This is a genomic window from Kitasatospora sp. NPDC127111 (assembly GCF_042677465.1).
Lineage (GTDB): Bacteria > Actinomycetota > Actinomycetes > Streptomycetales > Streptomycetaceae > Kitasatospora.
In genome coordinates, this window is sequence record NZ_JBHXTG010000009.1 from 78988 (window position 1) to 103883 (window position 24896).

The window sequence follows — 24896 nt, forward strand, 5'->3', positions numbered from 1 at the left end:
CCGCCGGCCGCTGAACCGGCCACGGCGGTGGTCCGCCGTGTGCGCCCGGCGACGCGGAGTCCGCGGGAGGGTGACGGCGGCCGTAGCACCGAACAGCCGCCCCCGGGCGCGCGGCGCCGCGCTGTGGAGGATCGGACGGTGTCGCCGCGCGCCTCCGGCACGAACCATGGATGAGTCGCGCCGTCCGGGCCCCGGCCCGGCTCCCGCGACAGCCGCGGCGATCCCCTCCCCGTGACGTGGCGAGCACCAGGAAGACGATGCCCATGTCCCACGCCCCGTCCGCCGGCCACGCGCTGATCGAACAGCACGGCGTCGACACCATCCCCGAGGCCGAGCGGACCAGCACACCGCGTGACGTGCTGTCCATCCTGGTCGGTTCGAACCTCGCCTTCGGAGTCGTGGTCTTCGGCTGGCTCCCGGTCTCCTTCGGGCTCTCCTTCTGGGCCTCCGCCACCGCGCTGATCCTGGGGACCGTCCTCGGCATCGCGCTGACCGCGCCCCTCGCCCTGGTGTCGCTGCGCACCGCGACCAACCTGTCCACCAGTTCCGGCGCGTTCTTCGGCGTCCGCGGGCGGCTGCTCGGCTCGGTGATCGGCCTGCTGCTGTCGCTGGGCTACACCGCGCTGGCGCTCTGGGTCGGCGGCGACGTCGTGGTCGGCGCGCTCAACCGGATGTTCGGCCTGCCGGCCGGCGGTGCCTCGTACGTGGCGACGTACGGCGTGCTGGCCGCGCTCAGCGCGACGGCGGCCGTCTTCGGCTACCGGCTGCTGCTGAAGCTGGAGCGCGTGCTGATGTGGGCCGTGGGCGCCCTGCTGCTCGCCGGTCTGTTCGCCTTCGCGCCGCACTTCGACGGCTCGGCGCACGGCGGCTACCTGCTCGGCGGGTTCTGGCCGACCTGGCTGCTGGCGGCGGTCGCGGCCGGGCTGAGCGGCCCGATCGCCTTCATCACCCTGCTCGGCGACTACACCCGCTACGTCTCCCCGGCCCGCCACGGCGACCGCCGGGTGCTCCGGGCCACGGTCGCCGGCCTGTTCCTGGGCCTGCTCGTCCCGCAGCTGTTCGGCGCCTTCACCGCCGTGGCCACCGGCGCGGGCGACGACTACGTCGGCGGCCTGATCGCCGGCGCGCCGCTGTGGATCCTGCTGCCGCTGCTGCTCAACGGCCTGCTCGGCAGCGCGGGCAACACCGGCCTGATGCTGTACAGCATGGGCCTGGACCTGGACGCCGTCCTGCCCCGCGCGACCCGGCCGCAGGCCACCTACGTGGTGGCGGGGGCGGCGACCGGCCTGGTCTTCCTCGGCCACTTCGTCTGGAGCGCGCAGGACGCCGTCACCTCGTTCGTGCTGGTGCTGACCGCGATCGGGACCCCGTGGGCGGTCATCACGCTGATCGGTCACCGGCGCTGCCGCGGCGACTACGACCGGGGGTCGCTGCAGGTCTACAACCGCGGCACCCGGGGCGGCATCTACTGGTACCGCGCGGGCTGGAACGTGCCGGCCACCGTCGCCTGGGCCGCCGGCGGCGCGATCGGGCTGTGCGCGGTGGACACGCCGGTCTACCGGGGTCCGCTGCTGCCGCTGACCGGCGGCATCGACCTGAGCTTCGTCCTCTCGGGCGCGCTCGCGGCGCTGCTCTACGTGCTGCTGTCGCGCCCGTCGCGCGGCCGGGCGGGCCGGCTCCCGGCACCCGTGCCCGGGGCGGCGGCGCTGGACCGGGCCCCGCTGGACGGCTGACGCGGGGGCGGTGACCGGGTGGGCTGTGGCCGGGTTGCCGCGTGGCCGGTGGGCTGTGGCCGGGTTGCCGCGTGGCCGACGGCCGCGCTGCCGGGAGCGGGCTGCCGGGAGCGGGCTGCCGGGCCCGTGGTGTCCGGCTCAGTGGGGAGCGGCGTCCGGCTCGGCGCCGTGCGGGCAGGGGGTGACCTCGGGCCACACCATCCGGGCCGGCCAGGGCAGCCGGTCGTGGGCCAGGCCGTCGGGCAGGTCGGTGGCGGGGAGACCGGCTGCGAGCGCGTTCCAGCGGTCCGCCCACGGCTGTGCCAGGGCCGGGCAGCACCAGACCCGGCGCCAGTTCCAGTTCATCTTGTCGCGGACCCGCACCACGGCCGGGCTGAAGACGCCCTTGACGCGGAAGTTCTCCAGATGGCGGCGGAAGACGACGAAGCCCACGTGCCGGCTGCGGCCGCCGCGGTGGAGTCCGACGACCTCCACCTGGTCGTCCTCGGTCGGGTAGCGCGGCGGCAGCACCCAGACCCGCGCGCCGGGCCGGTAGTGCCGCAGGCCCTGCTGGACGTCGGCCCCGCCCGGGCCGTGGAAGGTCTCCCGGGACACGTTCGCCACGACGCCCCACTCAAGGGGAGCGCCCGCCCCCTGTTCACCCTGGTTCACGGGAGGATTCTGCGGGTCAGCGGGCCGCGGGCGCCATCGGGTTCGATCGGCCGCGGCGACAGCGACCGGGGGAGAGCCGTTCCGGACCCCACCGGTCGGACACGCCTCAGGTCCGCCGGGCGAGGAGTTGCAGCAATCCGGTGACGGCAACGCCCGCCACGATCTCCCGCCGATCGATCATGCCCTGGATCCGGTCGAGGGGAATCCATTCGATCCGGTCGGCCTCGTGGGTGTCCACAGGCGGCGCGATGTACTCGGCGCTGCGCGCGAGGAACACGTGGTGCTCGGCGTTGCTCATACCGCCCACCGGTTGGTTGTAGGCGAGCGGCTCGACAGCGGCCACCCGCCAGCCGGTCTCCTCCTCGACCTCGCGGACGGCAGCCGCCTCCGGGGATTCGCCGTCCTCGACGATGCCGCAGGGGATCTCCCAGTTCCAGGTATCGGTGGTGAACCGGTGTCGCCACATCATGAGCACGTGGTCCTCCTCATCGAGGACCACGGTCGCCGCGACCGGCGCCCACCGGACCAGGTGGTGTTCGTAGCGGGGTCGGCCGGGCGGCTCCACGTCGACCAGGTCGAGTTCCACCCAGGGGCTGGTGTAGATGGTCCGGCTCCCGTGGACGGTCCATTCGCTACTCACGGACACCTCATGATCTCGGTGGGCTGGTCAGGGCAATCCTGTCAGACCACGAGGGACCACTCGGTTCAGGAGGTGGTCCGGGGCGGACGACCGGGCGCCCCGTCGATCGAGTCCGGCGCGGGAGCGGCGCAGCGCCCCGGGCTCCGGCGAGCGGAACCCGGGGCGACTGCCCCGCTCCGGGTGCTAGGTGGTGGTGCGCTCGTTCACGCAGAGGATGTTTCCTTCGCTGTCCTTGAACCAGGCCGCGCGCATGCCCTCCGCCTCCGCGACACCGTTGACGGTCTTCAGGCCCGGCAGGTCGTACTCCTCGAAGACGACGCCGCGCTCGCGCAGTGCGGCCATCTCGCCGTCGAGGTCCGCGACCTTGAAGCTGGCCAGCGTGTGTGCTGCCTGCCCGGCGCTCGGCGTCTCGTAGAGGCCGAACTCCGTCCCGCCGCACTCGAAGGTGAGATCCTGCGCGCTCTCCTCCTTGAGCTTCAGTCCGAGGGTCTCGGTGTAGAAGTTCTTGGCCCGGGCCAGGTCGGCGGCCGGAATGATCGCCAGCAGTGGTGCGTCTCCAAGCATTGCCATCGCCTCCTCCTTCCAGGCTAGGTACCTCGGCGCTCGGCCGCGCGATCGGGCGATGGGTGACCGGGTGCCCGTCGGGTGGTGGGTCGGTGTCGGCGGGTCGGTGGGTCGGTGGGTCGGTGGGGGCCGGGTGGGTCGGATCGAGGGGCGTCAGCCCGCGGCGGGGCGCCAGAGGGAGGTCCGCTCGGCGGTACGGGCGGCGTGCAGGGGGTCGGGCGGGCCCGACCGGGTGGCGGCGGTCGTGGCGCGGGGGTGGCCGGGTCGGGTGTCGAGGCGGTCGACGACGCGCGGCCCGGCCGCGCTGAAGGCGGTCAACAGGTCGGCGCGGGAACGCAGCCCCAGCTGTTCGGCGAGGTCGGAGAGGATCAGCCAGCCCTCGCCGCCCGGCTGGAGCCGCTCGGGCAGACCGTCCAGGAAGCCCTGGAGCATCCGGCCGTCCGGGTCGTGGACGCCCTGTTCGAGGGCCGAGCTCGGGCGGGCCGGCGGCCAGGGCGGGTTGCAGACCACCAGCGCCGCGCGGCCCCCGCCCGGTGGGTAGAGGCCGGGGCCGACCGGGAGGACCCGGTCGGCCGGACCGAGGCGATGGGCGTTGTCCCCCGCGCAGGCGAGCGCGCGCGGGTTGGCGTCCGTGGCCAGGACGCGGGAGAAGCCGCGCCGGGCCGGTACGGCGGCCAGCGATGCCGGTGCCCAGGTCGAAGGCGGGACCGGTGGTGGGGCCGGTGCCGGGCCCGGCCGCGAGAGGCAGCGGCGCCCGGGCGACCAGATCGACGTACTCGCCGCGGACCGGGGAGAACACGCCGTAGTGCGGGTGGATCCGCGCGCCGAGCGCGGGTACGTGCACGCTCCGTGCGCGCCACTGCCGGGCGCCGATCACGCCCAGCAGCTCGCGCAGCGAGATCACCAGGGGCCCGCGGGCCGGCCCGTACGCCTCGGCGCAGGCCTGGCGGACGTCGGGGCGCGGCGCAGCCGGAGGCCGTGGTCGGCGTCGAGGGCGACCAGCAGCCGGCCGGGTACGCGGGCGAGCCGGGCGCGTTCCCGCCGGTGGTGGTGGAAGGCCTCGGCGGGCCTGGTCTGCGGCGCGGCATCCAGGAGTGCCGCCTCCAGGAGTGCGGTGTCCCGGCGTGCGGCGTCCGGAGCGTCCGGACGGGGGCTGAGTCGCCGGCTCGGCTGCTCGGCGCGGCGGGCCATGGCGCGCAGCAGTTGGCGCGCGTTCTGGTAGTCGCCCTGCCAGGGCAGGGCGGTGCCCTCGCAGGCCAGGCGGTACGCGGTGGCGGCGCGCAGGGTGTCGTCGGCGAGGACCAGGTGGCGAGGCGGTGGCGCGCCGTTATCGGCGTGCCAGCGGCCGGGCAGGGCGATGGAAGACGGCAGGGTCGTCGGGGTGGTGACGGGGCCGGCGGAGGCGTCGGCGGCTGCGTCGGGCCGGTGGATCTCGGACACCCGGGGCTCCTCGTGGTCGAACGTGCGGATGGGCACGAAGAGCACTTCGACGAGGAGGGGAGCGGGGCTCAGTGGCCGGTCAGCAGAGGTGCGGCTCCCGCGTCGAAGTGCGGACCGGGGAGTCGCCGAGCAACAGGCCGGGCACCACACCGGGGGCCACGGCGCCTGTCGTACCGCCCGTCATGAGGAGCGCCTTCCGGGCGCGAGGAGTCGGGTACGGACGATCACGGAAACGCTGTCACGGCCGGCCGTTCGCCGGCAAACGCTTTCACCAGCCGTGTGGCACCCGCTCCAGCACACCGCCGGCGAAGACCTCGTAGAGCGGCAGCGTCTCCAGGTGCACATAGCCGATGTGGCAGTCGCAGACCGGCAAGGGGCAGCTCCGCGGGCGGAGCCGGGCGCGGTACGTGCCGTCGTACAGGTTGCCGAGGACGTCCCGGACGAAGTGGCAGCGGCGGACGGTGCCTTCGCCGTCGACCGAGAGCACCGACTCGCCGGTGCGGCAGGGCCGGCCGGCGCTGGGGTGGGCGTGCCGGCTGTAGCCGAAGAGCGGGTCGAGGGCCTGCCAGTCGGCCGCCTCGGCGTCGGTGTAGCGGTGGCCCTCGGCGGCGTTGATCCACAGGTAGACGCCGGGGGAGAGCGCGGCGCGCAACCGGCGGGCGTCGGCGAGGTGCTCGGGCCGGCCCACCACACCGACGCTGTACCGCACGCCGAGCCGGTCGAGCTCGCGGCACTTGGCCAGGAAGCGGTCCTGGCCGACCTGGCCGGGGTGGTACGTCACCCAGAGCGCCAGCGTGCTGAGGTCGGCCTCGGCCAGCCAGTCGGTGCGGCAGCTGAGGTTGGTCTGGATCGCCACCCGTCGCACGTGTGGCAGCCGGCTCAGCCCGACCAGCGCCTGCCGGTACCAGGAGCGCACCAGCCCCTCGCCCCAGGGCGTGAACAGCAGCGCCAGCGTGTCGCCGGTGCCGGCCCGGCCGGCGGCCCAACCGGTGAACCGCTCCAGTGCGGCGCGGTCGGTCCGCAGCTGTTCGGGGGTGTCGCGGCGCTTGGCGAACGGGCAGTACGAGCAGTCGTAGTCGCACGAGGCGAGCGGGCCCCGGTAGAGCAGGGTCAGGTCGAGGCCGCCGTCCGGGGAGGGGGCGCCGGTCGGGACGGGGCCGGGCTCCGGCGAGGCGCCGCCGTGCTGGACGGGGCCGCCGTGCTGGGCGGGGCCGCCGTTCGGGGCGGCGGCGGCCGGGGGCGGGGCGGGCATGCCGAGGAAGGTCATTTCGCCTCGTACTCGGCCATCAGGCGGTGCACCTCGGGCGAGAACAGCATCGGACCGGCGAGGTCCGAGTGGGCGAGGCCCTCCGGGGAGAGCACCAGCCGCAGCGGATCGTCCGCGAGCCAGCCCCGGGTCTCGAACGCGGCCAGCTCGGCCGGGAAGTCCTCGGCCGGTGTCGAGCCGAACCGGGCCCGGTACTCCGCCACGGGCATGCCCTCGGCCTGGAGCAGCGACTGGACGAGGTGCCGCCGCCGGGCCTCCTCCGGGGTCGTGTACCGGCCGACCTCGGCGCGGTGGAAGTCCTCGGTGGCCACGTAGTCGTCGATGATGCCGCGCACCTCGGTGGCGTTGACCGCGTAGTCGAAGGAGTAGTGCAGCCGCGAGGTGTACGAGCGGGCGCCGCAGCCGAGGCCGACCATGCCGTCGGTCTGGCAGGCGTACTCGCTGCGGCCGGCCTGCGCGGCGGCGGCGCGGCGGAACATCCGCATCGACACCTGCTGGTACCCGTGCGCGAGCAGGTGGTCCCGGCCGGAGCGGTAGAGGGCGAGCCGCCGGGCGTCCCAGTCGGCCTGGCTCTCGAGTTCGCCGCGCCGGGCCAGGCCGGTCAGCGGCCGGACGTACAGCGGGTAGAGGTACAGCTCCTCGGGCTGCCAGGCCAGCGCGGCGTCCAGCGAGTGCAGCCAGCTGGCCTGGGTCTGGCCGTCGATGCCGTAGATGAGGTCGATGTTGAGGACGGGGAAGCCGGCGGCGCGGATCCGCCCGAGGGCGGCCTCGACCTCGGCCCGCTTCTGCGGCCGGACCGCCGAGCGGGCCTCCCGGTCGACGAAGGTCTGCACGCCCAGGCTCAGCCGGGTGGTGCCGCGGTCGGCCAGGACCTCCAGCCGGTCGGCGGTCGCGGTGGCCGGCGAGGCCTCGACGGAGAGCGGGACGGCCCGCAGGTCGGCGCCCATCCGCTGCTCGGCGATGTCGCAGAGCCGCTCCAGCTCGGCGGCGGTCAGGTAGGTGGGCGTGCCGCCGCCGAACGCGGCCAGGGCGAACCGGGCGTCGGAGTCCAGCGCCTCGCGGACGGCGGTGGCCTGCCGGTCGAGCGCGTCCAGGTAGGCCGTGGTCAGGCCGTCGGGGCTGCCGATCCGGGTGAACAGGTTGCAGAAGCCGCAGCGGACCTCGCAGAACGGGACGTGCAGGTAGAGCGAGAGCGCGTGCTGCGGCTCGCCGCCCCAGAGCTCGCGCAGCACCGGGCGTTCCGGCAGCGGCCGGTACGCGGTCTTGTGCGGATAGGCGTACACGTACGACCGGTACGGCGACTCGGCCGGCCGGACGGGTGCCGGGGTCATGCGCTCTCCTCCTCGGCGGGGGCGGTCGGGGCGTCGGCCGGGCGTGCGGCGTCGGCCGGGGCGTCGCCCGGAGGTGCGGTGTCGCCCGGATGTGCGGCGTCGGCCGGGCCGGTGGCGGGCGCGGTCGGGCCGGCGGTGTGCGCGGCCGGGATGGTGAAGTGCGCGTACGGGACCGTCCAGACCACCTCGTGGCCGATCCGGTGGCCGGTGTAGCCGTCCTCGCCGTAGGCCGTGCCGTGGTCGGAGCAGACGACGGCGAAGCACGGCCGCCGGGCGCTCATCGCGGCGAAGAGCCGGCCGATGTGCGCGTCCACGTACTCCAGGGCGGCCGCGTGGCTCTCCCTGCTGTCGCCGTGCTCACGGGTGGCGCCGGGCAGGTGGAACCAGTTGGGCTGGTGCAGCGCCGAGACGTTGACGAAGAGGAAGAGCGGCCGGTCGGCGGGCTGCTCGGCGGCGACCTGCTCGGCGCGGGCGACCTGGGACTCGAAGGAGGTGGGGGAGGGGACACCCATCTCGGGCGTCCAGTGGCTCTCCTGGAACAGACCGGGCAGCACCGAGCCGAGCGCGCCCTGCTTGTTGAAGAAGCCGACGCCGCCGATGCAGACCGTCCGGTAGCCGGCCGCGGCGAGCGCGCTCGGCAGGTCGGGCGTGTCGAACACCCAGGTCCGCGGGGCGGTGCTCTCCGAACCGGCGAACCGGGCGGCGAACAGCCGCGGGTGCGGCCCGTCCGGGGAGGCCGGGGTCGGCAGGAAGCCGGCCAGGATCGCCTGGTGCGCGGCGTAGGTGAAGCTGCCGGGGGAGTGCCGGCGCTCCCAGCGGCCGTCGGGGAGGAACGCGGCGAGGTTCGGGATCCGCCCGGCCGCGGCCAGCTCCTCGGCGACGTCGAAGCGCAGCGTGTCGAGGGTGACGAGGAGCAGGTCGTGGCTGCCGACGACCGCGTTCATGTCGGGAGCGGCGGGGGAGTGGACGGTGTGGTGGTTCATCGGGTCAGTTCCGTGCGTGGGGTACGTGGGTGGTTCATCTGTTCCGGTTCCGGTTCCGGTTCCGGGACGGGGACGGGAGCGGCGGCGGGGGCGAGGACGGCGAGCTGGGCGGCGTAGGTGTCCAGGCCCTCGGCGGGGCCGCCGGGCAGGCCGGTGAGGTTCGGCAGCAGGTCGCCGAAGGCGTTGACCTCGCCGACCAGCGCCCGCCGCCAGCCGGCGGTCGGCAGGACGTCGACGCCGACCATCGGGGAGCCGGGGAAGCAGGCGGCCGCCCGCTCCGCGGTCTCCAGCAGGCCGGGCCAGGCCGGCCCGGCCGTCTCCCGGGCGAGCTCCAGGCTGCCCCGGGCGCCGCCGAGGTGAAGGTTGGTCATCGGCTGGAGGCTGGTGCGGACCACCACGTGGGTGGCCCGCCCGGCGGTCACCACGACCCGGAGGTCGGCCGAGCGGCCCGACTGCGCGGCCTTCGGAATCCACTGCTCGACGTGCAGCCCGTCCGGGGCGAGCCGGTCGACCAGCTCCGCCACCAGCCGTTCGTCCCGGTACCGGCGGACCCGCAGCGAGTTGTGCAACCGCCCGTCCGCCAGCTCCACCGAGGTGGTCGCCTGTACCTGGCCGCGCGGTCCGGACTCCAGCGCCACCACCCCGGAGGCCGAGGAGCCGTGGGCGGGTTTGACGAAGACCCGGCGCAGCCCCGCTGCGGCGAGCCGCTCGCGCAGGTCCGCCCAGCCGGTGACCGCGCCGCCGCCCAGGGCCCGGGGCACCGGCACGCCGGCCGCCGACAGCAGCGCGTGCGCCCGCCGCTTGTCGAACATCACCGCGATCTCCTCGGGGTCGCCGAGCAGCCGGACGCCGGGCCGCGCCGCCAGGGTGCGCAGCGCGGCCGTCACCCCCGCGTACCAGGCGGCGCCGCCCTCGACCCTGGTCGGGGCGTAGTCGTCGCCGAGCGCCGGGCCGCGCAGCAGGGCGTCCACCGCCTCGTCCTCGCCGGGCGACTCGATCCGCACCAGGCTGCCCACCGGCAACCGGTACGTGCCGCGCAGCACGTCGATCCAGGGCAGAACGGCGGGCTCGGGCAGGCCGGCGGCCCGGGCGGCGGCCGCGAACAGCGTCACCCGGCGGTGGCCCGGGTTGCCGAGCACGGTCAGCCGCCCGGACGGCGGGAGCCGGTGGCCGGCCCGGGCGGGGGCCGGGACGCCGGCGTGCGTGGTGGTCCGCATCGTCACCCGCCTACTCGGCCACCGCGACGTAGCGCCACCCGTCGTCCTCCTCCTCGGCCTCCGAGAGGTCGAGGGCGACGCCGGGGAGGGCCTGGCGCAGCCGCTCCTGCATGGCGTCGGTGAGGTAGTGGTGGTGCAGGTCGAGCGCCTTGAGGTGGGTGAGCGGCTGCCCCTCCAGCAGCGCCGTGGCGCCCTCGTCGGACAGCACGCCCATGGACAGGCTCAGCGACTCGAGCCGGGCCACCACCGGCGCGTGGGCGACGGCGGCGGCGATCTCGTCCTGGAACTCGCTGTTCTGCAGGCCGAGGTGGCGCAGCGCCGGGAACCGCGCGCCGTCGAGGAACGGCGCCAGGTCGTCGATCGTCGCGTCCCCGCCGTACTCGCTGACGCCGAACCAGAGCTCCAGGCTCTCCAGGGCGGGCAGTTCGCTCGCCGCGACCGCCTGCACCACCTCTGCGGGCAGCCCGCCCGCCTCGAACCGCAGTCCGGTCAGCCGGTCGTGCCGGACGGGGCTGAGCCGCAGGTCGTTGCCACCGCGCACGACCAGCTCGGTCAGGCCCGGGAACGCCGTCACCACCGGGGTGACGTCCGACATCTCCAGCCAGGAGATCTCGCAGTCCTCGTACGTGACGTCCGCGACGAACAGCGCCTCCAGGCAGGGGAACCGGTCGGCGTCGGCGACGACGGTGGCGAGCGTGCCCTCCACCGGGACGTAGCTCTGGACCCACCACGGGCCGATGAGCAGCGCGCGGACACCGGCCGGGTCGACGGCGGCGAGGAAGGCGGCCCACACCTCGTCGAAGCCGCCCTCCGAGCCGTAGGCGACGCGCAGGCGCCAGGCGGCGGCGCCCGCCTCCGGCAGGTCGGCCGGGTCGGACGGCAGGGCGGCGTCGCTGACGGAGAACTCGACGACGGGCAGCCCGTGGAACTGCTCGCTGGTCCGGGTGAAGATCACGGTGCCCCCTCGGGCTGCGTTGCTGGCTGGTGGTGATGAGGGTGGACGGCGGCTGCTCGGCGCTCGGCTACTCGGCGACCGCGACGTAGCGCCACCGGTCGCCGGGCTTGCCGGCCTCCGAGAGGTCGACGGCCACACCGGGCAGGGCCTGGCGCAGCCGCTCCTGCATGGCGTCGGTGAGGTAGTGGTGGTGCAGGTCGAGCGCCTTGAGGTGGGTGAGCGGTTGCCCCTCCAGCAGCGCCGTGGCGCCCTCGTCGGACAGCACGCCCATGGACAGGCTCAGCGACTCGAGCCGGGCCACCACCGGCGCGTGGGCGACGGCGGCGGCGATCTCGTCCTGGAACTCGCTGTTCTGCAGGCCGAGGTGGCGCAGCGCCGGGAACCGCGCGCCGTCGAGGAACGGCGCCAGGTCCTCGACCGTCGTGTCGCCCCCGTAGGCCCGCGCCCCCAGCCAGAACTCCAGCCGCTCCAACGCGGGCAGCTCGCTCGCCGCGACCGCCCGCGGCACCGCGACGGGCAGCCCTCCCGACTCGAAGCGCAGCGCCCGCAGGTGCTCGTGGCGCACCGGCGTCAGCGACACGCCCTCGCCCATCACCGACTCCTCCGAGGCACCGCGCACCACCAGCTCGGTGAGCAGCGGGAACGTCGTCAGGACCGGCGTCACGTCGACCATGTCGATCCAGGAGATCTCGTTCTCCTCGTACGTGATGTCACCGATGAACAGCCCGCGCAGCGCCGGCAGCCTGTCCGCCGCGCCGAGGATCGCGGCCAGCGGCTCGGCGAAGCTCTCCGGCCCGTCCATCGACCACTCACCGACCACGACGGCCGCGACCCGGCTCGGGTCGACCGTGTCGACGAACTCGTTCCAGCGCTCGACCCAGCCCTTCGGCGCGTCGTACTCGACGCCGATCTTCCAGGCCACCGCGGCGGGCTCCGGCAGCTCGGCGCCCTCGTCGACGGCCGCGACGAAGTCGAGGACCGGGAGGCCGTGGAACTCCTCGATGTGCTTGTTGACCGTCATGCGCTGCTCCTCGGGCGTCGGTGCGGGCCGAACACGTGTCTACCAGGCGGGTCCGACAATCCGCTCTCCGGGGCCGATACCGGGCGGCCCGAGGCCTGCGGCCGGGGCCGGGGCCGTGACGGAACGTCGGCTCGCGATGGTGGCCGACCGTGGGCGGCGGTGGCCGGGACGGGGTGACGTCAGAGCGGGCGTGCCGGCCGTCACCGCTCGGGCAGCGTCCAGATAGGGTCGTAGTCGGGGTGTTCCCGGTAGGCCATGGCCAAGGCCCGCACCGCGTCCCGCAGCGCCTCGCGGGCCGGCCCGGACTTCGCCGCCTCGAAGAGGTCGAGGACCGCGCGGCGACCGTAGGCGTTCTGGATCGCCGGCCAGGGCCCCCAGGTGGCGATGTGATCCGCGACGACCCGGAGCGGGGCTTCGACCACCAGCTCGTCGTGATCGTCGACGACCCGCTGGCTGCGGCGGGGCCAGTGCCGCCAGGAAGTGATCCCGGCGGCACCCGCGGTCTCCAACTCCTCGTCGAGGCGGTCGCGGAGGAAGTCGGCGACGGGCTCGTGCGGGTGCTCGTCGTCCGGCCGGCCGTCCGGCCGGTGGTCCGCGTCGTCCGGCCCGTCGTCCGGCGCGGTCGGGTCGCCGCGACCGGGGTCGTCGGCGGGGCAGTAGGTCAGCCATCCCCGCTCACCGCGCATCAGCAGTCCGCCGCCGGGCGGGACGTAGGTCTGGCAGTCGGCGGCCGCGCAGACCGCGCCGTACTTGTTGGTCCTCACCGGCCAATTGTGCGACTCGGAGTCGCGGGCCCACGCGGCGGGCCGGGCCGCGGCGGCCCCGGCGCGGCACGCCCGCCCGTTGTGGCCGGGGAGTCGGAGGCGTCGGAGGCGTCGGGGGCGTCGGAGTCGGAGGCGCTCACCCGGGGACCGGCCGATTGTCAGACCCCTCGGCTACGTTGCGGAGCGTGTGATTCCGACGTCCGTCGGCCGGATCGGGGAGGGTTCGTGTACCGCCGGGGAGACGTGTTGATGGTGCCGGTGGAGGAGGCCGCGGTGCCGCCCCGGGTGGCGGCGCTGGCCGCCCAGCCGCGGGACGCGCGGGGCCGGCTGGTGCTGGCGCTCGGCGAGGTGACCGGGCACGCGCACGCCGTGGTCGGGCCCGGGTGGTTGCGCCGGGAGGCGGGGCCGTTCGGCGCCGCCTGGCTGCACCTGCCGGAGGGCGGCCGGGTCGTGCACGAGGAGCACGCGGCGATACCGCTGCCCAAGGGCTGGTACCGGGTGGTGCGTCAGCGCGAATACGTGCCGGGCGCGGTGCGCGTCGTCGCGGACTGACCCGGGTGGCTCCTCGTCGCCGTGACGGGGGTGGTGGACATGGGCGGTGTCGGACGGCCGGGCGGGGTGACCGGCCGGGAACGGAGCGGGTGATGGGGACGGAACAGACGGTCGCGTCGGCCGAGGTGACGGCGCGCTGGCGGGCGTGCGCGGCGGCCACCGGACCGGCCGACCGCGCCGCGGTCGAGGGCGCGGTGCGGGCCGCCTACCGGGCGGCCGGGCTGGCCGGGCCGGCGGAGGTGCGCTGGTTCGGCTCGCCGGTCTCGGCGGCCGAGGCGGCACTGGAACTCCGGGCGGCCGGTGCGGTGAGCGTGCGGGAGGCCGTGCGCACGGCGCCGTGGGAGGCGGCCCGACGGCGGGCCGTCGAGCGGGCCGGGGCGGCCGGCTGGGCGCCGCTCTGGTCGCTGACCGGCGGCGAACTCGGCCCGGTGACCAACGCGTTGGCCGACCGGATCCGCAACGCCGTGCTCGACCGGCTCGCCCCCGAGCCCGGTACCGAGGAGGAGCCCGGCGACGTGGTCGAGGCCTCCCGCGACCGGCGCACCACCGTCCGGCTGGCCCTGCTGGACGCCGTCCGGGGCCAGCACGACGCGCCCTGGTTCGCCGCCTTCGAGACGGCCGGGGTGCTGCGGACCGCCCCCGCCGGCCCATCGGAGGGGGACGGCGCGGGCAACGCGATCGCCGCGCTCGCCGAGGTGGCGTGCGGGGCCGGCTGGTGGTGGCCCTACGAGGACGTGGTGCTGATCGGCGAACGGCCGGTCGCCCTGCACCGGGACGAGGCCGGCAGGCTCGACCGCGCCGACGGCCCGGCCCTCGAGTTCGCCGACGGCTTCGCCCTGCACGCCTGGCGCGGCATGCCCGTCCCGGCCGACTTCCTGACCGGCCTCGGCGACGTCACCGTCGAGCGGATCCGCACCGAGGAGAACGCCGAGCTGCGCCGCGTCCTGCTGGAGCACTACGGCTACGAGCGCTATCTCGCGGACTCCGGCGCCGAGCCGGTGCACCGCGACGAGACCGGTGTGCTCTGGCGGATCCCACTGCCGGACGACGAGCCGGTGGTGATGGTGGAGGTGGTCAACTCCACCGCCGAGCCCGACGGCACCTTCCGCACCTACTGGCTGCGCGTGCCGCCGAGCACCCGCACCGCCCGCGCCGGGGTCGCCTGGACCTTCGGCATACCCGAGTCGGAGTACCACCCGCAGCGCGAGACCTGAGCGGACGGCGTCCGTCCTGCACCCCGGCTGCGGTGCCGCTGACCTGCGAGTCTTGACCCTGACCCCACGTCAGGGCACACCGTGGGTCGGGCAAGAGGCGAGCGAGACGGGTACGAGGTGGGACGGATGAGTTGGTCGGTCGGGCAGGTATCGGGCTTCGCCGGGGTGACGGTGCGGACACTGCACCACTACGACCGGTGCGGGCTGCTGTCGCCCAGCGAACGCAGCCCGGCCGGCTACCGCCGCTACAGCGGCTCCGACCTCGCCAGGCTCCAGCAGATCCTGTTCTACCGGGAACTCGGCTTCCCGCTGGACGAGATCGCCACCATCCTGGCGGACCCGCAGGCCAACGCCCTCGACCACCTGCGCGCGCGGCGGGAGGCGCTGAGCGAGCAGATCACCCGGCTGCAGAAGCTGGTCGACGTGGCCGAGCGGGCGATCGAGGTCCAGCGCACCGGGGTCGAGCTGACCCCCGAGGAGCGGTTCGAGGTCTTCGGGGACGTCGTCTTCGACCTCAGCTACGCCACCGACGCACACCTCAAGTGGGGTGAGGGGGAGGGGCACCAGCAGGCGCTCGCGCGCGCCGCGAGCCACTCGAAGGAGGACTGGCGGCGGCTGATGGCCGAGGCCGCCGCCTGGCGGCACCAGTTGCTGGCGGCCTTCGCGGAGGGCGCGGCGCCCGACGGCGAGCGCGTCCTGGAGCTCGCGGAGGAGCACCGGCGGCACATCGGCCGCTGGTTCACCCCGTGCCCGCCCGAGATGCACCGCCGGATCGCCGAGGACTACGAGGCGGACGCGCGCGCCTTCGCGCTGGTCGTCCCGCCGGCCGACCAGCGCCCGGGACTCGCCTGCTACCTCCGTACCGCCATCGAGGCCAACGCCCGGCGGCTCACGGGCGGCAGCGCCACGGGCGTTGGCGTCACCGGCGTTGGCCTCACCGGCGCCGACGCCACCGGCCGTGGGACCGGTCGTGGCGCGCCCAACTGTGGCGCGACCAGCGGTGGCGCGACCAGCTGTACCGCGACCGGCCACGGGGAGGACGTGCGATGAGGATCCTCATCACGGCCGCGGGCTCGCACGGCGACGTCGCCCCCTACACCGGCCTCGGTGCCCACCTCCGTGCCGCCGGCCACGAGGTGGCCCTGGCCGCCCCGGAGTGCTTCGCCACCCTGGTCGGCGACAGCGGTCTCGACTTCCGCCCGCTCCCGGCCGATCCCCGCTCGGATCCCGGCGCCGGCCCGGACACCGGTGCGGGTACCGGCGCCGGCCCCGGGACAGGTACCCGGGCGGGGCGGCGCGGCACCGGCGGCCGCACCTCGCTCCTCGCCAGGGCGGCGGCCTTCATCGACCGCCTCGGCGACGGGCTCGCCGATGCCGCCGCCCCCGGTGCCGACCTGCTGCTGCTCTCCACCACCACCGCCCCGCTGGGCTGGCACCTCGCCGAAGCCCTGCGGTTGCCCAGCGCCGGGGTCTACCTCCAGCCCGTGCTGCCCACCCGCGCGTTCCCGCCGGTCGTCGGCGGCACCCGCTCGCTCGGCCCCTGGGGCAACCTGCTGGCCGGTGCGCTCGGCCAGCGCGTGGTCGACCGACTGCACGCCGACGCGGCCCGGCGGCTGCGCGAGCGGCTCGGCCTGCCCGCCCGCGCGCAGGGCGCGCAGCGCCGCCGCCGGGAACAGCGGAACTGGCCCGTCCTGCACGGATTCAGCCCGAGCCTGCTGCCCCGCCCGGCGGACTGGCGGCCCGGCCTCGACGTGGTCGGCAACTGGTGGCCGTACGCGCCGGCCGGGGCTCACCTGCCCGGCGAGGTCGAGGACTTCCTGCAGGCCGGTCCGCCGGCGGTGTTCATCGGCTTCGGCAGCATGGCCGCCGGGGACGGCGAGCGGCTGAGCGAGCTCGCCGTCCGGGCGCTCCGCCGGGCGGGCGTCCGAGGCCTGCTGCAGTCCGGCTGGGCCGGCCTGGCCGCGGCCGGCGACGACCTCCTGACCGTCGGTGAACTCCCGCACGCCCACGTCCTCCCGCGCACCGCCGCGGTCGTGCACCACTGTGGCGCGGGCACCTCCGCAGCCGGCCTGCGCGCGGGCGTGCCGGCCGTCCCCGTCCCCGTGCTGGCCGACCAGCCGTTCTGGGCCGCCCGCCTCGCCCGGATCGGCGCTGCCACCGCACCGGTGCCGTTCGCCGAGCTGACCGTCGACCGCCTCGCGGCCGGCATCCGCCGGGCCGTGACGGAGGAGTCCCTGCGACGGAAGGCGCGCGCCGCCGCCCGGGCGATGGCCACCGAGGACGGCGCGGCGCGGGTGGCCGAGGCGGTCGAGCGCCTGGCCGACGGCCGGTGAACCGCCGACGGCCGGTGAACCGGCTGCCGCGAAGCGCCCCCGCCCGCACGGCGCCGCCCGCACGGCGCCGCCCGCACGGCGCGGCCCCGCACCGGAGGATGCTCAGTCGACGCAGAACTCGTTGCCCTCGATGTCCTGCATCACGATGCACGAATCGTGGCCGTCGTACAGCAGTCGCACGCGCACCGCGCCGAGCGCGACCAGCCGTGCGCACTCGGCTTCGAGCGCGGCGAGGCGCTCCTCACCCACGAGGCCGGTGCCGACCCGCACGTCCAGGTGCAGCCGGTTCTTGACGACCTTGCCCTCGGGGACCCGCTGGAAGTACAGCCGCGGGCCCACACCCGAGGGATCGACACAGGCGAACCACGAACCCCGGTCCTCAGGGGACCGGGAACGGTCGTGATCGTCCCAGGTGGCGAACCCCTTCGGCGGCGGCGGTACGACGTACCCCAACACGTCGCACCAGAAGCGGGCGAGGCGCTCAGGTTCCGCGCAGTCGAAGGTGACCTGGAACTGCTTGATCGATGACATGGGCGCACACCCTAACAGCGGTGTTCCTCGCGGTCATGAGTCCCCGTCAGGCCCGCCGCGCCGGTCCCCGGGACGGCCCGTCCGGGTTGGGTATCGGGTTGAGTACGGGTACTCAGGTGCGACACGGCAGGGGCGGCGAAGACTGGAGCCGACAGTTCGCCCGGCTCCCAGAGGATCACGTCAGCGCCATGCTCAGCCGCACCGCCGCCCTGCTCGTCCCCGCCTTCGGCTCCCTCCGGGTCACGGCCGACCCGGGGGCCGTCCTCGCGCCCGGGACCATCGTCGCGGCCAACCACACCTCGCTCGCCGACCCGGCGATCGTCCTGGCCGCCCTGCACCGGCTCGGCGCCCGGCCGGTGGTGCTCGCGGCGGCCGGGCTGTGGCGGGTCCCGGTGCTCGGCGGGCTGCTGCGACGGGAGGGCCACATCCCCGTCCACCGCGGCACCGCGCACGCGGCCGACGCCCTCGACCAGGCCGCCGAGGCGGTGGCCGCCGGGCACGTGGTGCTGATCTACGGCGAGGGCGGCCTGCCCCGGCGCCGCGACTCCGGCGAGCGGCCGCCCGGCCCGTTCCGCAGCGGCCTCGCCCGCCTCGCCGCCGCCACCGGCGCGCCGGTCGTCCCGCTCGGCCAGGCCGGCGCCCGCCGCCTCACCTCCGGCAGCCCGCTGAAGCAGGTGGCCGGACTCGCCACCGCCCCCGCCCGCCGCCCGTCCCTGCACGTCCACCTCGGTACGCCGCTGCGCCTGGCCGGTGAGCCGGCCGCCGCCACGGCGCTGGCGCACGGCGCGGTGACGGCGGCCTGGGAGCGGGCGGTGCGCGCGGCGGCGGCGTAGCGGAGCGAGGACGTCGTTCCGGCAGCGCCCGACGTTCAAGGGATCCCGCCGCGTTGGTGACGACGGACCGCGACTCGGAGGGTGGCGCCGACGGCTCGAAGAGTCAGGACGGCGAGATGGGGAGCCGCCCGGGGCGGGGATATGCTCCGTGGGCGGACGGCTGTTCGGGCCCGGGCCGGCCCTTCCGTGCCCGAACGGGCGTTGCCGGGCATCGGAACCGCCGGGCCGCCGTTCGGATCGCCCGGTGCGACCGCCCGCGCCACCTCGGAGGCAACCGCGCCATGACCCTGGCCCCCTACCGTCACGTCTGGATGAACCTCTGGGTGAGGGCGCCCGAGGAACAGGGCGCCGAACTCACCCGTGAGGTCGCGGCCGCACTGGCCCCGCTGGGTCGGGTGACGGTCGTCTCCCGGGGCCCGTACCGGCGCAGCCCGGAGCTGCTCGCGTTCGACGTGGAGCTCGAACCCGTGACGTCCACCACCGACTGCCTTCTCGCCCTGGGGTTCCGCCCCGACGAGCACGGCTTCTGGCCGGGCTGGGAGCGTCGCGGGGACGAGGTGTTCCTGCACCCCGCTGTCGTCGGTGCCCAGCCCGGTGAGGAGGAGGCGGCCGCGCCGTCGCCGTTCCGGAACGGCGAGGTCGTGGTCATCCTCGACTGCCCGGCCGCCCGGGAGGAGGGCCTGGTGGGTGCGGAGGCCGTTGTCCACAGCTCGTTCTACCCGGACGAGCCCGACCCCCTGCTCCGCCGGTGGCACCACCAGGTCCTGGCCGGGGGCCGGGAGCGGCTGGAGCCCTTCGAGAGCGCGGAGCTGCGTGCCACCGGCCGGCGCGGCGTGGTCGTGGGACCCTCGGAGGCGGTGCACGTCGCCCGCGCCGGCGTGGCCTGAGGGCCCGGCGTCGCCACAGGCCCCCCGGCCGTGCCCCGTCCGGGCAGCGGGCCTGCCGCCCGCAGACTCCGCAGACTCCGCAGACCCCGTGGGCCCGCGGACCTGCAGACCTCGCGACCCCGTGGACCCGCGGACAGGTCCGTCGACCGGTGGAAAATCGCTGGCCGGGGCCGCCGCCGGCCGGGAAGATGCCGGTATGTCGCGTACGTTCGAAGAGTTGATCGCCGAGGCCGGGGCCGTGTCCGTCGACGGTTGGGACTTCTCCTGGCTGGAGGGGCGGGCCACCGAGGAGCGGCCGTCCTGGGGGTACCAGCGGCTGCTGGGGGAGCGGCTGGCGTCGGCCTCGGCGGCGTTGGACATCCAGACCGGCGGCGGTGAGGTGCTGGCCGGGGCGGGCGGGTTCCCGCCGGCCATGGTCGCCACCGAGTCGTGGCCGCCGAACGTGGTCAAGGCGACCAGGCTGCTGCACCCGCTGGGCGCGATCGTGGTCGCGGACCCGGACGAGCCGCCGCTGCCCTTCGCCGACGAGGCGTTCGACCTGGTGACCAGCCGTCACCCGGCCACGGTCTGGTGGGCGGAGATCGCCCGCGTGCTGCGGCCCGGTGGGACGTACTTCGCGCAGCACGTCGGGCCGGCCTCGGTGTTCGAGCTGGTCGAGCACTTCCTCGGGCCGCAGCCCGAGGCGCGCGAGGGCCGGCACCCCGACCGGGAGAGCGCCGACGCGCGGGCGGCCGGGCTGGAGATCGTGGACCTGCGGTCCGAGCGGCTGAAGGTGGAGTTCTTCGACATCGGCGCGGTGGTCTACTTCCTGCGGAAGGTGATCTGGATGGTGCCCGGCTTCACCGTCGACGCCTACCGCGACCGGCTGCGCGAGTTGGACGAGCGGATCCGGGCGGAGGGCTCGTTCGTGGCGTACTCGGCGCGCTTCCTGATCGAGGCCCGCAAGCCGGCCTGAGACCCGGGCCGGGCCTGAGACCGGGGCCGGGTCTGAAACCGGGGCCGGGTCTGAAGCCGGGGCCGGGCCTGAAATCGGGCCCGAGGCCGGGGGCCGGTCGGGCGGTCGGGCGGTCAGGTGGTCGGTTTCGGCCAGCCGGCGGGCCCGTTGGCGGCCGAGGCGGTCTTGCCGCCACGGCCGGCCCGGCCGTTCCATGACCGTATGGCGCGCAGCGAGCTCGTTCTGATGACCGATCACAGCTCCACCGAGGGCAGCCGGGACGTCCTCTCCACCGCCGTGCGGATGCTCACCGGCCGGGCGCCCGTCCTGGTCGACGCGCGGCACTTCATGACCGGCGGCACCGGCCGGATCGGCCCGGCCGCTTCGCGCGGGCCGGCCGGGGCGGGCGGCGCGGTCCGGCTGGAGGTGCCCGCCGACGGCGTCGACGTGACGGCGGAGGCGGTGCTGGTCTACGAGATACCGCCGCACCGGCGGCGCGACTTCGAGGCCTGCCAGCGACTGCTGCGCGAGCACGGCGCCCGCTCCCTCGGGACGGACGCGGAGGCCTGGCGCACGGCCACCGAGAAGGACCGCACCGTCGAGCGGTTCGCCCGCGACGGCATCGCGCAGATGCCCGCCGTCGCGCTCTCCCGGCCGACCCCGGAGGCGGCCCTCGGGGCGTTCGAGCGCCTCGGCGGGGACGTCTGGGCCCGGCCCACCGTCGGCATGGGCGGCAGCGACGTCTTCCACGTCACCGACCGTGCCCAACTCGCCGCCACCGCGCGCCACTACGCCGCGGCCGGCACCGACTGGCTGCTCGCCCGGGACGCCGGGAACTTCACCGTCGACGGTCGGCGTCATCAGTACCGGGTGGTGGTGCTGGCCGGGCGGGTGGTCCGCGCGGTGGAACACGTGCAGCCGGACCCGGACGCGCCCTGCAACGAGTGCCAGGGTGCCGTCTCCACCCTGCTCGATGAGAGTGAACTCCCGGCCGGTCTGGCGGAGTTGGCGGTGTCCGCGACCAAGTCGATCGGCCTGCCGCTGGCCGGGGTCGACCTCGCCGCGGAGAACGGCGGGGTGGTCTTCGAGGTCAACGTCCACCCGGCGTTCGGCTCCGTCGGCGGCCTGGAGACGGTCGCCCTCCCGTACGCGGCCGCGCACCTCGATCGGCGGCGGTAGCGGCCGCCGCGGCCGGCCGCCGCGGCCGGCCGTCGCGGCCGGCCGGGAGGAACCGCCGCGCGCACCCCCGTCGGAGGCGGGCGCGCGCGGGTACTAGACTCGGTGAGGTTGTGAAGGCACCTCGTTCGGTGAGGCGTCGCCACGGACACAGGCCACTGACCCCACGACGTCGAGAGACGCCCAGGTTCAGGACAGGTCTCCCCGGCCTAAGGGGTGACCCCAAGTGGCTGCACCCCCCGGGTGCTACGCCGTGGCGTGCCAAAGCTCTGACGAGATCAGGGGTGCTCACCCGTCCCGCGGTCCCGTGCGTGCGCGGCCGTGCCGGGTGGATCCTCCTGAGCGCCCGGTAACGGCGGCCCGGTGTGCGGGCGCCCGACGGTGAGGAGGTGAGACCTGTGGAGTCCAGTAGTCCGGGCCGAAGTCGGCCCCGCCCCAGGATGTCCCCCTCATCTCCGGGCACCCGGCACTCCTCCTCCCGCACCGCTCCCGCCCCCTGCCGCCGTACCGCGCGCCGCTGACACCGGCCGGCGCCGCCGCGCGGCCGGGCGCCGTGCGCGGTGGAGGACGGCCGGGCGCCTCCCCGCCCGCCCCGCCCCGGCGACGCCCGTCCCGGGAGCGGCGGCCACCGAACCGTGGAGGTCCCCGCCATGTCCGACTGGCGTGTGCGCGCCGTGCGCGCGAGCAAGCGTCCGTTCTCCCGTCCCGTCGCCGGCACCGTCCGCAGCCGCGACGCCCAGCCGGCCCCCGAGCACTCGATGGACCCGCGGCACGACCAGCCCACCGAGCCCGTCACGCTGGAACGTTCCGTCGTGGACGCGGCGGTGTACCGCGACGGCCGCCGGATCGGCGAGCCCGCCGGCCTGGCCGACATCTACCGCGGGCTGCCCGGCAAGCCCGGCACGATGGCCTGGATCGGGCTGTTCCGGCCCGCCGAGAGCCAGCTGCTGGAGGCCGCCGAGCGGTTCAACCTGCACGAACTGGCCATCGAGGACGCCATCGTCGCCCACCAGCGGCCCAAGCTGGAGCGCTACGGGGACACCCTGTTCGTCGTGCTGCGCGCGGCTCGGTACCTGGACGACGTGGAGGAGGTCGACTTCGGCGAGATCCACCTCTTCGTCGGCCCCGACTTCGTCCTCACCGTGCGCCACTCGCAGGCCCCCGACATCTCCGCCGTCCGCCGCCGCCTGGAGGCCGACCCGGAGCTGCTCGCGCTGGGCCCGGAGGCGGTGCTGTACGCGGTGCTGGACGCCGTGGTCGACGGCTACGCGCCGGTGATCGCCGGCCTGCAGCACGACATCGACGAGATCGAGACCGAGGTCTTCGGCGGGGACCCGCAGGTCTCCCGCCGCATCTACGAGCTCTCCCGCGAGGTCATCGAGTTCCAGCGGGCCACCCGGCCGCTGCTGGAGATCATGAAGAGCCTGGAGGCCGGCTTCGGCAAGTACGGCACCGACGACGAGCTCCAGCGCTACCTGCGCGACGTGGCCGACCACGCCACCTACGCGGCCGAGCGGGTGGACGGCTTCCGGCAGATGCTGCAGAACATCCTCACCGTCAACGCGACCCTGGTCTCGCAGCGGCAGAACGAGGAGATGAAGCAGCTCGCCGAGGCCGGGCACGCGCAGAACGACGAGATCAAGAAGATCTCCTCCTGGGCGGCCATCCTCTTCGCCCCGACCCTGATCGGCACCGTCTACGGCATGAACTTCGAGAACATGCCCGAACTGAAGTGGGCGTTCGGCTACCCGTTCGCGATCGCGCTGATGGCGCTCGTCTGCACCGGGCTCTACCTGGTGTTCAAGCGCCGCGACTGGCTCTGACCCGGTCCTGCGGCGGGCGGTGGCCCGGTCCTGCCGCCGAGGGCGGTCCTGCCGCCGGCCGTGGCCCGGTTCGGCCGGTCCGGTAGGTCGGGTCGGCGCGCTGACGGGCACCGCCCGCCCACGAAGCCGCCGGACCGCCGGGTGGGTGGTGCCCGTTTGACAAAGCCGCTTGCCGGAGCGGCAGATAGAGGCATGGCCCATCCCCCGCACGCCGGCCGCCACACCGACGGCCCCGCCGCACCCGTCACCGGCCCGGCCGGCCCGGCCGACGCGACCGACCCGTCCGGTTCGCCCGGCGACGAGCTCACCACCGTCCTGGACGCGGTGGGACCTCGGTTGCGCGCGTTGCGGCGGGAGCGGGGAACCACCCTGGCCCGGCTGAGCGAGGCCACCGGCATCTCCCTCAGCACGCTGTCCCGCCTGGAGTCCGGGCAGCGCAAGCCCACCCTGGAACTGCTGCTCCCGCTGGCCCGGGAGTACCGGGTGCCGTTGGACGAACTGGTCGGCGCACCGGCCACCGGCGATCCCCGGGTCCACGCCCGGCCGTTCACCCGGGGCGGCCAGACCTTCGTCCCGCTCACCCGCCACCTCGGCGGGCTGCACGCCTACAAGCAGATCATGCCCCCGGGCTTCCGCTCCGGCCCCGAACTGGAGACCAGGGTGCACGAGGGCCACGAGTGGGTCTACGTGCTGGCGGGCCGGCTGCGCCTGGTGCTCGGCACGCAGGACCTCGTCCTCACCGCGGGCGAGGCCGCCGAGTTCGACACCCGGATCCCGCACGCCTTCGGCAACGCGGGCCCGAACGCGGTCGAGTTCCTCAGCCTGTTCGGGGCCCAGGGCGAGCGGATGCACGTCCGGGCGCGGCCGGGAACCTCCGTTCGTTAGCTGACAACGGGGCCCACGGCCGGGCCCCGCCAGGCCGTTCGGAGGGGCCCAGGGATGAGTGGCGAGAACACCGCGGAGACCGGCGCGGCGGGCGAGGCGGCGGCCCCGGGCGGCGCGGCGGGCCGGGGCGGCGACGTCGCGCTCAGCGACGAACGCGCGGGCGGTGACGGCGGTTCGACGACCGGGGACGCGACCGGGGACAGGGCTGGGGACGCGACCGGGGACAGGGCTGGGGACGCGACCGGGGACAAGACCGGGGACAAGACCGGCGACGCGGCGGGGGAGAACGGGGAGACGGCGGAGAGCGGCACGACGGAGCGCAAGAAGCGTCCGTTCTGGCAGGAGCTGCCGATCCTGGTGGTGATCGCCCTGCTGCTCTCCCTCGCCGTCAAGACCTTCTTCGTCCAGGCCTTCTCGATCCCCTCGGGGTCGATGCAGCCCGCCCTGGAGAAGGGCGACCGGGTGCTGGTCGACAAGCTGACGCCGTGGTTCGGCGCCACGCCCGAGCGCGGCGAGGTCGTGGTCTTCCGCGACCCGGGCGGCTGGCTGGAGACGGCGCCCCAGGAGTCCGGCAACTCCGTCGTCCGGGCCGTCACGAAGGCGCTCGGCGTGGTGGGGCTGATGCCCTCGGCGGACGAGAAGGACCTGATCAAGCGGGTGATCGCGGTCGGCGGCGACACCGTCGAGTGCAATAGCGGCAGCCCGGTCAAGGTGAACGGCGTCCCACTGGACGAGCCCTACCTCTACCCGGGGGCGACCCCGTGCGACGACGCGCCGGCCGGCACGGTGAAGGTCCCCGAGGACCGGCTCTGGGTGATGGGCGACCACCGCAACGACTCCAGCGACTCCCGCTTCCACGTCAACGGGCCCGACGGCGGCTTCGTCCCGGTGGACAACGTGATCGGCCGCGCCTTCGTCGTCGCCTGGCCGGTCTCGCACTGGGCCGCCCTGTCCGTACCCGGCACCTTCGACCGGAAGGGCCTCGACGACCAGCACGCGCGGGGCGGCGGCCCGGCCGCCCTGGAGGAACTGCCGGCCCCGGAGGCCGCCGCGCTCGTCGGCGCCCTCCCGCTCGTCCTCCTCCGCCACCGCCGCCGGTGAAACGTCCGCCGGCACGCCGCTTCGAGAGCTCCGCGGTTCGCCACCACGTGAGCGGCGGCCC

The 24896-nt window shown here is 75.3% G+C and carries 23 protein-coding genes, 1 pseudogene and 1 riboswitch; of the genes and pseudogenes, 12 read left to right on the forward strand and 12 right to left on the reverse strand.

What is annotated here, in order from left to right; all coding sequences use genetic code 11:
- Positions 1-263: 263 nt before the first annotated feature.
- Positions 264-1733, forward strand: coding sequence for a cytosine permease (locus ACFVHB_RS08495; protein WP_380317142.1), 1470 nt, complete (start codon positions 264-266; stop codon positions 1731-1733).
- Positions 1734-1871: 138 nt separating this feature from the next.
- Here the strand turns inward: ACFVHB_RS08495 and ACFVHB_RS08500 are convergent, their stop codons facing one another.
- The 11 genes and pseudogenes from ACFVHB_RS08500 to ACFVHB_RS08550 form a co-directional block, all read right to left on the reverse strand.
- Entirely contained in the window at positions 1872-2384 is a 513-nt protein-coding gene (locus ACFVHB_RS08500) for a hypothetical protein (protein ID WP_380317145.1), read from the reverse strand.
- 106 nt (positions 2385-2490) lie between these two features.
- Entirely contained in the window at positions 2491-3024 is a 534-nt protein-coding gene (locus ACFVHB_RS08505) for an NUDIX hydrolase (RefSeq protein ID WP_380317148.1), read from the reverse strand.
- 183 nt (positions 3025-3207) lie between these two features.
- Positions 3208-3594 carry a VOC family protein gene (locus tag ACFVHB_RS08510; RefSeq protein ID WP_380317151.1) on the reverse strand — a complete coding sequence of 129 codons (387 nt, stop codon included), beginning with the start codon at positions 3592-3594 and terminating at the stop codon, positions 3208-3210.
- Between the two features lie 147 nt (positions 3595-3741).
- Positions 3742-4959 (reverse strand): annotated as a pseudogene (locus tag ACFVHB_RS08515) (methyltransferase).
- A 337-nt stretch (positions 4960-5296) separates the two neighbouring features.
- The gene (locus tag ACFVHB_RS08520) at positions 5297-6295 is read right to left on the reverse strand and encodes an STM4011 family radical SAM protein (protein WP_380317154.1); all 999 of its coding nucleotides are present in this window, start codon (positions 6293-6295) and stop codon (positions 5297-5299) included.
- On the reverse strand, positions 6292-7626 hold the full coding sequence (locus ACFVHB_RS08525) for an STM4012 family radical SAM protein (RefSeq protein WP_380317157.1): 1335 nt from the start codon (positions 7624-7626) through the stop codon (positions 6292-6294). The genes ACFVHB_RS08520 and ACFVHB_RS08525 overlap by 4 nt, the downstream gene beginning before the upstream one ends.
- On the reverse strand, positions 7623-8570 hold the full coding sequence (locus ACFVHB_RS08530; protein ID WP_380317365.1) for an STM4013/SEN3800 family hydrolase: 948 nt from the start codon (positions 8568-8570) through the stop codon (positions 7623-7625). Before ACFVHB_RS08530 ends, ACFVHB_RS08525 begins: the two co-directional genes overlap by 4 nt.
- 35 nt (positions 8571-8605) lie before the next feature.
- Positions 8606-9826, reverse strand: a complete 1221-nt coding sequence (locus ACFVHB_RS08535; protein WP_380317160.1) for an STM4014 family protein — start codon at positions 9824-9826, stop codon at positions 8606-8608.
- 10 nt (positions 9827-9836) lie between these two features.
- Positions 9837-10781, reverse strand: coding sequence for an STM4015 family protein (locus ACFVHB_RS08540; protein WP_380317164.1), 945 nt, complete (start codon positions 10779-10781; stop codon positions 9837-9839).
- Between the two features lie 67 nt (positions 10782-10848).
- Entirely contained in the window at positions 10849-11802 is a 954-nt protein-coding gene (locus ACFVHB_RS08545) for an STM4015 family protein (RefSeq protein WP_380317167.1), read from the reverse strand.
- 200 nt (positions 11803-12002) lie between these two features.
- Positions 12003-12566: a DUF6221 family protein gene (locus ACFVHB_RS08550; RefSeq protein ID WP_380317170.1), complete on the reverse strand. Its 564-nt coding sequence runs from the start codon at positions 12564-12566 to the stop codon at positions 12003-12005.
- Between the two features lie 225 nt (positions 12567-12791).
- On the opposite strand from ACFVHB_RS08550, the gene ACFVHB_RS08555 reads away from it, so the two are divergent.
- The 4 genes from ACFVHB_RS08555 (at position 12792) to ACFVHB_RS08570 (ending at position 16665) form a co-directional block, all read left to right on the forward strand.
- On the forward strand, positions 12792-13118 hold the full coding sequence (locus ACFVHB_RS08555; protein WP_380317173.1) for a hypothetical protein: 327 nt from the start codon (positions 12792-12794) through the stop codon (positions 13116-13118).
- A gap of 92 nt (positions 13119-13210) precedes the next feature.
- Positions 13211-14332: a DUF6745 domain-containing protein gene (locus ACFVHB_RS08560; protein WP_380317176.1), complete on the forward strand. Its 1122-nt coding sequence runs from the start codon at positions 13211-13213 to the stop codon at positions 14330-14332.
- 126 nt (positions 14333-14458) lie between these two features.
- Positions 14459-15382 (forward strand): MerR family transcriptional regulator, encoded by a 924-nt coding sequence (locus ACFVHB_RS08565; protein WP_380317178.1) that lies wholly within the window; start codon positions 14459-14461, stop codon positions 15380-15382.
- Positions 15379-16665, forward strand: a complete 1287-nt coding sequence (locus ACFVHB_RS08570; protein WP_380317181.1) for a glycosyltransferase — start codon at positions 15379-15381, stop codon at positions 16663-16665. Before ACFVHB_RS08565 ends, ACFVHB_RS08570 begins: the two co-directional genes overlap by 4 nt.
- Positions 16666-16767: 102 nt before the next feature.
- Here the strand turns inward: ACFVHB_RS08570 and ACFVHB_RS08575 are convergent, their stop codons facing one another.
- Positions 16768-17196: a VOC family protein gene (locus ACFVHB_RS08575; RefSeq protein ID WP_380317184.1), complete on the reverse strand. Its 429-nt coding sequence runs from the start codon at positions 17194-17196 to the stop codon at positions 16768-16770.
- Between the two features lie 188 nt (positions 17197-17384).
- Here ACFVHB_RS08575 and ACFVHB_RS08580 point away from each other — a divergent pair, with 188 nt between their 5' ends.
- The 7 genes from ACFVHB_RS08580 to lepB all read left to right on the forward strand — a co-directional run bounded on the left by ACFVHB_RS08580 (position 17385) and on the right by lepB (position 24835).
- A complete protein-coding gene (locus ACFVHB_RS08580; protein WP_380317187.1) occupies positions 17385-18029 on the forward strand; it encodes a lysophospholipid acyltransferase family protein in 645 nt (214 codons plus the stop codon).
- 281 nt (positions 18030-18310) lie between these two features.
- Entirely contained in the window at positions 18311-18916 is a 606-nt protein-coding gene (locus ACFVHB_RS08585; protein ID WP_380317190.1) for a hypothetical protein, read from the forward strand.
- 196 nt (positions 18917-19112) lie between these two features.
- Positions 19113-19871, forward strand: coding sequence for a class I SAM-dependent methyltransferase (locus ACFVHB_RS08590; RefSeq protein ID WP_380317193.1), 759 nt, complete (start codon positions 19113-19115; stop codon positions 19869-19871).
- A gap of 225 nt (positions 19872-20096) precedes the next feature.
- Positions 20097-21029, forward strand: coding sequence for a RimK family alpha-L-glutamate ligase (locus tag ACFVHB_RS08595; protein WP_380317196.1), 933 nt, complete (start codon positions 20097-20099; stop codon positions 21027-21029).
- A 113-nt stretch (positions 21030-21142) separates the two neighbouring features.
- Positions 21143-21317, forward strand: a riboswitch (M-box (ykoK) riboswitch).
- Positions 21318-21676: 359 nt separating this feature from the next.
- Positions 21677-22849, forward strand: a complete 1173-nt coding sequence (locus ACFVHB_RS08600) for a magnesium and cobalt transport protein CorA (protein ID WP_380317199.1) — start codon at positions 21677-21679, stop codon at positions 22847-22849.
- A 192-nt stretch (positions 22850-23041) separates the two neighbouring features.
- A complete protein-coding gene (locus ACFVHB_RS08605) occupies positions 23042-23734 on the forward strand; it encodes a helix-turn-helix domain-containing protein (RefSeq protein WP_380317202.1) in 693 nt (230 codons plus the stop codon).
- Positions 23735-23788: 54 nt separating this feature from the next.
- Positions 23789-24835, forward strand: a complete 1047-nt coding sequence (lepB, locus tag ACFVHB_RS08610) for a signal peptidase I (RefSeq protein ID WP_380317205.1) — start codon at positions 23789-23791, stop codon at positions 24833-24835.
- The last annotated feature ends 61 nt before the right edge of the window (positions 24836-24896 follow it).

Bases quoted from the DNA above. Each gene is read 5' to 3' on its own strand.
- ACFVHB_RS08495 (WP_380317142.1), top strand. From the start codon at position 264: ATGTCCCACGCCCCGTCCGCCGGCCACGCGCTGATCGAACAGCACGGC.
- ACFVHB_RS08585 (WP_380317190.1), top strand. From the start codon at position 18,311: ATGACCCTGGCCCCCTACCGTCACGTCTGGATGAACCTCTGGGTGAGG.
- ACFVHB_RS08530 (WP_380317365.1), bottom strand. From the start codon at position 8,570: ATGAACGCGGTCGTCGGCAGCCACGACCTGCTCCTCGTCACCCTCGAC.
- lepB (WP_380317205.1), top strand. From the start codon at position 23,789: ATGAGTGGCGAGAACACCGCGGAGACCGGCGCGGCGGGCGAGGCGGCG.
- ACFVHB_RS08605 (WP_380317202.1), top strand. From the start codon at position 23,042: ATGGCCCATCCCCCGCACGCCGGCCGCCACACCGACGGCCCCGCCGCA.
- ACFVHB_RS08520 (WP_380317154.1), bottom strand. From the start codon at position 6,295: ATGACCTTCCTCGGCATGCCCGCCCCGCCCCCGGCCGCCGCCGCCCCG.
- ACFVHB_RS08570 (WP_380317181.1), top strand. From the start codon at position 15,379: ATGAGGATCCTCATCACGGCCGCGGGCTCGCACGGCGACGTCGCCCCC.
- ACFVHB_RS08535 (WP_380317160.1), bottom strand. From the start codon at position 9,826: ATGCGGACCACCACGCACGCCGGCGTCCCGGCCCCCGCCCGGGCCGGC.
- ACFVHB_RS08565 (WP_380317178.1), top strand. From the start codon at position 14,459: ATGAGTTGGTCGGTCGGGCAGGTATCGGGCTTCGCCGGGGTGACGGTG.
- ACFVHB_RS08560 (WP_380317176.1), top strand. From the start codon at position 13,211: ATGGGGACGGAACAGACGGTCGCGTCGGCCGAGGTGACGGCGCGCTGG.
- ACFVHB_RS08510 (WP_380317151.1), bottom strand. From the start codon at position 3,594: ATGGCAATGCTTGGAGACGCACCACTGCTGGCGATCATTCCGGCCGCC.
- ACFVHB_RS08595 (WP_380317196.1), top strand. From the start codon at position 20,097: ATGACCGATCACAGCTCCACCGAGGGCAGCCGGGACGTCCTCTCCACC.
- ACFVHB_RS08545 (WP_380317167.1), bottom strand. From the start codon at position 11,802: ATGACGGTCAACAAGCACATCGAGGAGTTCCACGGCCTCCCGGTCCTC.
- ACFVHB_RS08575 (WP_380317184.1), bottom strand. From the start codon at position 17,196: ATGTCATCGATCAAGCAGTTCCAGGTCACCTTCGACTGCGCGGAACCT.
- ACFVHB_RS08525 (WP_380317157.1), bottom strand. From the start codon at position 7,626: ATGACCCCGGCACCCGTCCGGCCGGCCGAGTCGCCGTACCGGTCGTAC.
- ACFVHB_RS08600 (WP_380317199.1), top strand. From the start codon at position 21,677: ATGTCCGACTGGCGTGTGCGCGCCGTGCGCGCGAGCAAGCGTCCGTTC.
- ACFVHB_RS08580 (WP_380317187.1), top strand. From the start codon at position 17,385: ATGCTCAGCCGCACCGCCGCCCTGCTCGTCCCCGCCTTCGGCTCCCTC.
- ACFVHB_RS08590 (WP_380317193.1), top strand. From the start codon at position 19,113: ATGTCGCGTACGTTCGAAGAGTTGATCGCCGAGGCCGGGGCCGTGTCC.